The organism is Spirochaetota bacterium, assembly GCA_004297825.1.
Taxonomy (GTDB): domain Bacteria; phylum Spirochaetota; class UBA4802; order UBA4802; family UBA5368; genus FW300-bin19.
On record SCSX01000032.1, the window covers coordinates 1 to 5,576 of the forward strand.

A 5,576-nucleotide genomic window follows, 5' to 3' on the forward strand; every position below is an offset into this window, starting at 1 on the left:
CGCCGCGACCACAGCACCTACTTCGTCGGTGGCCCAGCAGGCATGATCTCCCAGGACGCGTCGATCGCGAAAATGGCCCCACATCATCCGATCGTAGGAAACAGTATCCACGCCATCCGTCCAGCCCGCGTTCGTAGCCCTTAGCGAAGCCAGCTCCGGATCCTTGTAGGTGAGTATTGCTTTTACGCCGGGAAGCTTCTCGGCCCTGGCGATATCCATGCTTTTTATTCTCGCATGAGCATACGGGCTGCGCAGAACTTTCGCGTAAAGCATATCGGGATAATTGCTTTTCAGGGAAATATCATCCGCATATTTGACCTTGCCCGACGCTTTTTCCAGGCCGTCTATCCGGGGGCGGTATCCGCCGATAAACTTGCGATCCGTACGCTGCTTATAGCCCTGTTTCATGATTTTCCGCCCCTTGTTTGAATTTTTTCCCCCGCGTGGACAGCTGCTTGCGCAATACCCGCATAACAGCCGCAGCGGCAGATATGTCCGGAAAGGGCCTCTTTGATCTCGACGAGACTCGGTTTGGGTTTTTCTTTCAGCAGGGCCTTCGTACTCATGACGAAGCCGGGGGTGCAAAATCCGCATTGTAAAGCGGTCCCATAACCGGGTTCACATTGTTCCGCAAAGGCCTCTACGACGGGATCGTCGTCGGGAAGTCCTTCGATGGTGATTATTTCATGGCCGTTCGCCTGTACGGCGAGCGTGAGGCAGGATAAGACCGGTTTCCCATCCATGATAATCGTACAGGCTCCGCAGGCGCCTTCATCGCAGGAAACCTTGAGGCCGGTCAACCCGAGCTTTTCGCGCAGCAAATAAGCCAGGGTCATATTTGGCGTAATATCCCTGTCGAGCGAAAACTCGTGCCAGGCTTCGTTAATTTTCATACGGATTTTGTTTTCTTTCCCGGCCATGGCGGTCCTCCATTTGATACTGCATTTTACAATTCAGGAATTTCCGTACTCTTTCAGGTTTCGTTACCCCGACAATTCGTCTCAAATCGGAGGCATTCTCCCCGGAAAAGCTACCTCTTGCGGGTAAGCAGCCCATTGACGGCGGGCCTGAAAAATATTTGATGCTCTTATTGTAACGATCGAGGTTGCAAGGTCAATCAATAATTGATTCGCAGGAATGTGCACTATCGACGGAATCGTGTAGTACGAGCAGGACGGGAAACAATGCATGCGGATACGTGGCCCCCGGGAACGCAGGTGAGATCGTATGCGCGCCCGGAGGGAATCGAACCCCCGACCCACAGCTTAGAAGGCTGTTGCTCTATCCGACTGAGCTACGGGCGCATCTTTCGGGGTGAGAGGATTCGAACCTCCGACCTCATGGTCCCAAACCACGCGCTCTAACCGGACTGAGCTACACCCCGTGAAGTGAGCCCATTATAATCGGAAAACAGGGGTGTCAATAAAAAATTAAGCCCCGGGGCAGATACCGCCCTCAGCAGAATTTCAGATACTCTTCCTCGATCATCGAGTGCAGGCTCGTGACCAGTCCCCCCACGGGCTGCTTCGCAACCTCCGTGGAGCGCCTGAGCTTGATCTCGACCTCCCCGCTCTGGAAGAAACCCTTCCCCGCGGTGATCCTGATCGGGATGCCTATGAGGTCCGCGTCCGCGAATTTCACGCCGGGGCTCGCCTTGCGGTCGTCGTAGAGCACCTCGATGCCGGCATGGCAGAGCGTGTCGTATATCTCGTCCACTGCCCTCGCCTCGTCCTCGGTCTTCGCGATTCCCACGAGGTGCACCTGGAAGGGCGCGACCGTGATTGGCCAGATGATCCCCTTCCCGTCATAGTGCTGCTCGACGATGGCGGCCATCGTGCGGTTCACGCCGATCCCGTAGCACCCCATGATGGGATGCACCGCCTTGCCGCGCTCGTCCAGCACCGTGAGCTCCATCGACTTCGTGTACTTGTAACCCAGCTTGAAGATGTGCCCCACCTCGATGCCCTTCTTCTCGTCCATGGCGGTGCTACAGCGGGGACACGCGTCCCCCTTGCGCGCGCTCGTGATATCGGTCTGCTCGGCGATCTTGAAATCCCGTCCGGGATTGACGCCCGCGTAATGCCGGTCCACCTCGTTCGCGCCGGTGATCGCGTTCGCGATCCCCGCGACGCCCGTATCGAAAATCATGCGTACGGTTCTTTTGCTCACCGGCCCGGCGAAGCCCACGGGCGCGCCGGTGACCTCCTCGACCACGTTGTTCGGGGCGAGCTCCAGTTCCGCCGCCTTGAGCGCGTTCCGGAGCTTCACCTCGTTGATCTCTCTCCCCCCGGGCACCACGGCCATGACGGGCTTCCCGTCGGCAAGGTAGATGATGCTTTTCAGAAATGTGTCGGGCTCGCAGGAGAAAAACGCGGCGAGCTCGTCGATCGTGCGCACGTTCGGGGTTTCCACGATGCGAAGTTCCTCGGGGGCGCTCTCCTTCGCCGCGAGGCGCGCGAATTCGGCGCGCTCCTGGTTCGCCTTGTAGGCGCAGGCGGGGCAGATAAGCAGCACTTCCTCACCGACCTCGGAGGCGACCATGAACTCCTCGGAATTGCTCCCCCCCATTGCGCCGGTATCCGCCTCGACGGGGATGGTTTCCAGCCCGCATCGCTTAAAGACGGTGCGGTAGGTCTTGCGCATGACCTGGTAGCTCGCGTCCAGCCCCTTCTCGTCCATGTCGAAGCTGTAGGCGTCCTTCATGATGAATTCCTTGCTCCGCATCACGCCGAAGCGGGGGCGGATCTCGTCGCGGAACTTGGTGTTGATCTGGTACGCGTTTACGGGAAGGTCGCGGTAGCTCGAGATGATCGTGCGCATCGCGGAGGTGAAGGCCTCCTCGTGCGTGGGCGCAAGGGCGTATTCCATGGAATTCCTGTCCCGTATGCGGAACAGCTCGGGCCCCATGGTTTCCCAGCGGCCGGATTCCTTCCATAAATCCGCGCTGGTCAGCTCGGGCATGAGAAACTCGACGGCGCCCGCCCGGTCCATCTCCTCCCTCACGATTTCGATCACCTTCCTGAGCACGCGGAATCCCAGCGGCAGGTAAATATACATGCCGGCCGATTCCTTGCGGATGAGGCCCGCGCGGATCATGAGCCGGTGGTTCATAACCACGGCGTCGGACGGGTCTTCCTTGAGCGTGGGGACGGGGTAACGGGTAAATCTCATGGCGTGCACGTGCTCCTTGCGTTTTTAATTGGTGTATGCTTATCGGCGCGCTAAAAAATACAATCAAAATTTCTGCCCGGCCGCGGCGTCCCTGAACCGGCAACAGGCCCCTTTCGCTAAAATTAACATTTTCTTCATTATTTTATTAAATAGTCTTCACCTGTTCTTTGAAAATTGACATCGCACTGGAAATTGAAATATCCACGCGCGGGAGCGGGAATGGACACCAAGGTCATATCGAAAAACCTGACATTTTACTACAGTGAAAAGATGGCGATACAGGACATCTCCATCCCCGTGTACGCCAACACCGTGCTCGCGCTCATAGGCCCGTCTGGCTGCGGGAAGTCGACATTCCTGCGCTGCGTCAACCGAATGAACGATATCATTCCCCATACCAGGGTCGAGGGGGATATATCCATAGACGGGGAGTCGATATTCGGGAACAAGTTCGACGTCACGAGTCTCCGCAGGCGCGTGGGAATGGTGTTCCAGAAGTCGAACCCTTTCCCCAAGTCCATCTTCGAGAACATCGCCTACGGGCTCAGGATAAACGGCATTACCGACCGCTACGAGATCGAGAAGCGCGTCGAGAACTCGCTCAAGAATACCGCGCTCTGGGACGAGGTCCGCGACCGCCTGAACGATTCCGCCATGCGGCTCTCCGGCGGCCAGCAGCAGCGCCTGTGCATCGCCCGCACGATCGCCATCGAGCCGGAGGTCATTCTCATGGACGAGCCCGCGTCCGCGCTCGACCCCCTCTCCACGCAGAAAATCGAGGAGCTGATCCAGGACTTGAAGAAAACCTACACGATCATCATCGTGACCCACAACATGCAGCAGGCGGCGCGTGTGAGCGACTACACCGCGTTCTTCTACATGGGGCGCCTCGTTGAGCTCAACCGCACCGACGTCATATTCACGAAACCCGAAAACCAGATGACGGAAAACTATATCACGGGTAAATTCGGCTGATTCACACGGGGAGGAGACACATGCCCACACACCTTGAACAGGAGCTCGAACACGCGAAGATGCGCATCTTCGAGATGGCGGACCTCGCCATCGAGGCGATCCACCGCTCCGTGGAGGCGTACAAGAAGAGCGACGGCAGGCTCGCCAACGAGGTCATACAGAGCGACAACAGGCTTGACGAGCTCGAAAAGCTGATCGACGACGAGTGTATTCGCATCCTCGTGACCAAGCAGCCCGCCGCCGCTGACCTGCGGCTGGTGCTCGCCATGCTCAAGATCAACACAGATCTTGAGCGGATAGGGGATTTCGCGACGGCTATCGCGAAGGAGGCGATCCGCCTGAACGGAAGGGCGCCCCTGAAACCCCTGGTTGACATTCCCATCATGGCGCAGTATAGTGTCGAGATGCTCAAGGAATGCTTCCTGGCCATGACCGAGAAGAGCACGGAGCGCGCGCGGAAGGTGATCGAACGCGACGCGGACATAGACGCGCTCAACGTCCAGGTCTACCGCGAGCTCATATCCTATATGCTCGAGAACCCCGCCACGATCAGCCAGGCCCTGGGTCTCATCATGGTTTCGAAAGCCCTCGAGCGCATCGGGGACCATGCCACCAACATCGCCGAGCGCGCGATTTATTATATCGGCGGCGAGGATATACGTCACAGCAAATAGGAGCGGGGTAACTCCCAGCGCGATGAAAAAGAAAATATTCGTTGTCGACGACGAGAAGGACATCCAGGACATTATCAGGATGAACCTTTCATCGCAGAACCTCGATATAACCACGTTTTCCTCGGCCGAGGACGCCTATCGCGAGCTTGGCAAGACCAGGCCCGACCTTATGCTGCTTGACGTCATGATGGACGGGATGGACGGATTCGAGCTTTGCAAGAAGCTCAAGGCGTCCCAGGAATACCGGGACATACCCATCATTTTCCTCTCGGCGAAAACGGAGGAACTGGACAAGGTACTGGGCCTTGAGCTGGGCGCCGACGACTACGTGGCGAAACCCTTCAGCATGAAGGAGCTCACCTCGCGCGTCAAAGCCGTGCTGCGCCGCAGCGATATCCGCGCCAGCCAGATACTCGCCGAAAAAAAGATCACCTACAAGGGTGTGGAGCTCTACCCCGAGAAATACGCGCTCAAGATAGACGGGGGCGACGTAAAGCTCACCAAGACCGAATTCGAGATACTCTTTCTCTTCATGAAGCATCCCGAGAAAATCTTTACGCGCGACAACATTATCGACAGCATTCGCGGGGACGATGTGTACGTGATAGACCGGACCATAGACGTGCACATCATGAACCTCCGGAAAAAACTGGGCGCGTACAAAAACATCATCACCACCTTCTCCGGCGTGGGATACGGGTTCAAGGACTGAATCCTTCATGAGGATAAAGCATGTCAGCACGAAAATATTCATTC

6 protein-coding genes and 2 tRNA genes are annotated in these 5,576 nt (G+C 57.1%); 3 read left to right on the top strand and 5 right to left on the bottom strand.

Annotated features, from left to right (window positions below):
- The 5 genes from EPN93_06040 to EPN93_06060 form a co-directional block, all read right to left on the bottom strand.
- Nucleotides 1-408, bottom strand: a 408-nt coding sequence (locus EPN93_06040) for a hypothetical protein (GenBank protein ID TAL37178.1), incomplete at its 3' end; no start/stop codon positions are given.
- The gene (locus EPN93_06045; GenBank protein TAL37179.1) at nt 405-920 is read right to left on the bottom strand and encodes a (2Fe-2S)-binding protein; all 516 of its coding nucleotides are present in this window, start codon (nt 918-920) and stop codon (nt 405-407) included. The genes EPN93_06040 and EPN93_06045, both read right to left, overlap by 4 nt.
- A gap of 310 nt (nt 921-1,230) precedes the next feature.
- Nucleotides 1,231-1,304, bottom strand: a tRNA-Arg gene (locus EPN93_06050).
- 5 nt (nt 1,305-1,309) lie between these two features.
- Nucleotides 1,310-1,384, bottom strand: a tRNA-Pro gene (locus EPN93_06055).
- 71 nt (nt 1,385-1,455) lie between these two features.
- Nucleotides 1,456-3,171 (bottom strand): proline--tRNA ligase, encoded by a 1,716-nt coding sequence (locus EPN93_06060; GenBank protein ID TAL37180.1) that lies wholly within the window; start codon nt 3,169-3,171, stop codon nt 1,456-1,458.
- Nucleotides 3,172-3,390: 219 nt separating this feature from the next.
- Here EPN93_06060 and EPN93_06065 point away from each other — a divergent pair, with 219 nt between their 5' ends.
- The 3 genes from EPN93_06065 to EPN93_06075 are packed head-to-tail and all read left to right on the top strand — an operon-like array spanning nt 3,391 to nt 5,532.
- Nucleotides 3,391-4,146, top strand: a complete 756-nt coding sequence (locus EPN93_06065) for a phosphate ABC transporter ATP-binding protein (protein TAL37181.1) — start codon at nt 3,391-3,393, stop codon at nt 4,144-4,146.
- A gap of 20 nt (nt 4,147-4,166) precedes the next feature.
- On the top strand, nt 4,167-4,820 hold the full coding sequence (gene phoU / locus EPN93_06070) for a phosphate signaling complex protein PhoU (protein ID TAL37182.1): 654 nt from the start codon (nt 4,167-4,169) through the stop codon (nt 4,818-4,820).
- Complete coding sequence (locus tag EPN93_06075) at nt 4,753-5,532, top strand: response regulator (GenBank protein ID TAL37183.1); 780 nt, start codon at nt 4,753-4,755, stop codon at nt 5,530-5,532. Before phoU ends, EPN93_06075 begins: the two co-directional genes overlap by 68 nt.
- Nucleotides 5,533-5,576 lie beyond the last annotated feature (44 nt).

What these genes read in the sequence shown, in the direction of transcription:
- EPN93_06045 (TAL37179.1), bottom strand. Translation starts at nt 920, where the DNA reads ATGGCCGGGAAAGAAAACAAAATCCGTATGAAAATTAACGAAGCCTGG.
- EPN93_06060 (TAL37180.1), bottom strand. Translation starts at nt 3,171, where the DNA reads ATGAGATTTACCCGTTACCCCGTCCCCACGCTCAAGGAAGACCCGTCC.
- EPN93_06065 (TAL37181.1), top strand. Translation starts at nt 3,391, where the DNA reads ATGGACACCAAGGTCATATCGAAAAACCTGACATTTTACTACAGTGAA.
- phoU (TAL37182.1), top strand. Translation starts at nt 4,167, where the DNA reads ATGCCCACACACCTTGAACAGGAGCTCGAACACGCGAAGATGCGCATC.
- EPN93_06075 (TAL37183.1), top strand. Translation starts at nt 4,753, where the DNA reads ATGCCACCAACATCGCCGAGCGCGCGATTTATTATATCGGCGGCGAGG.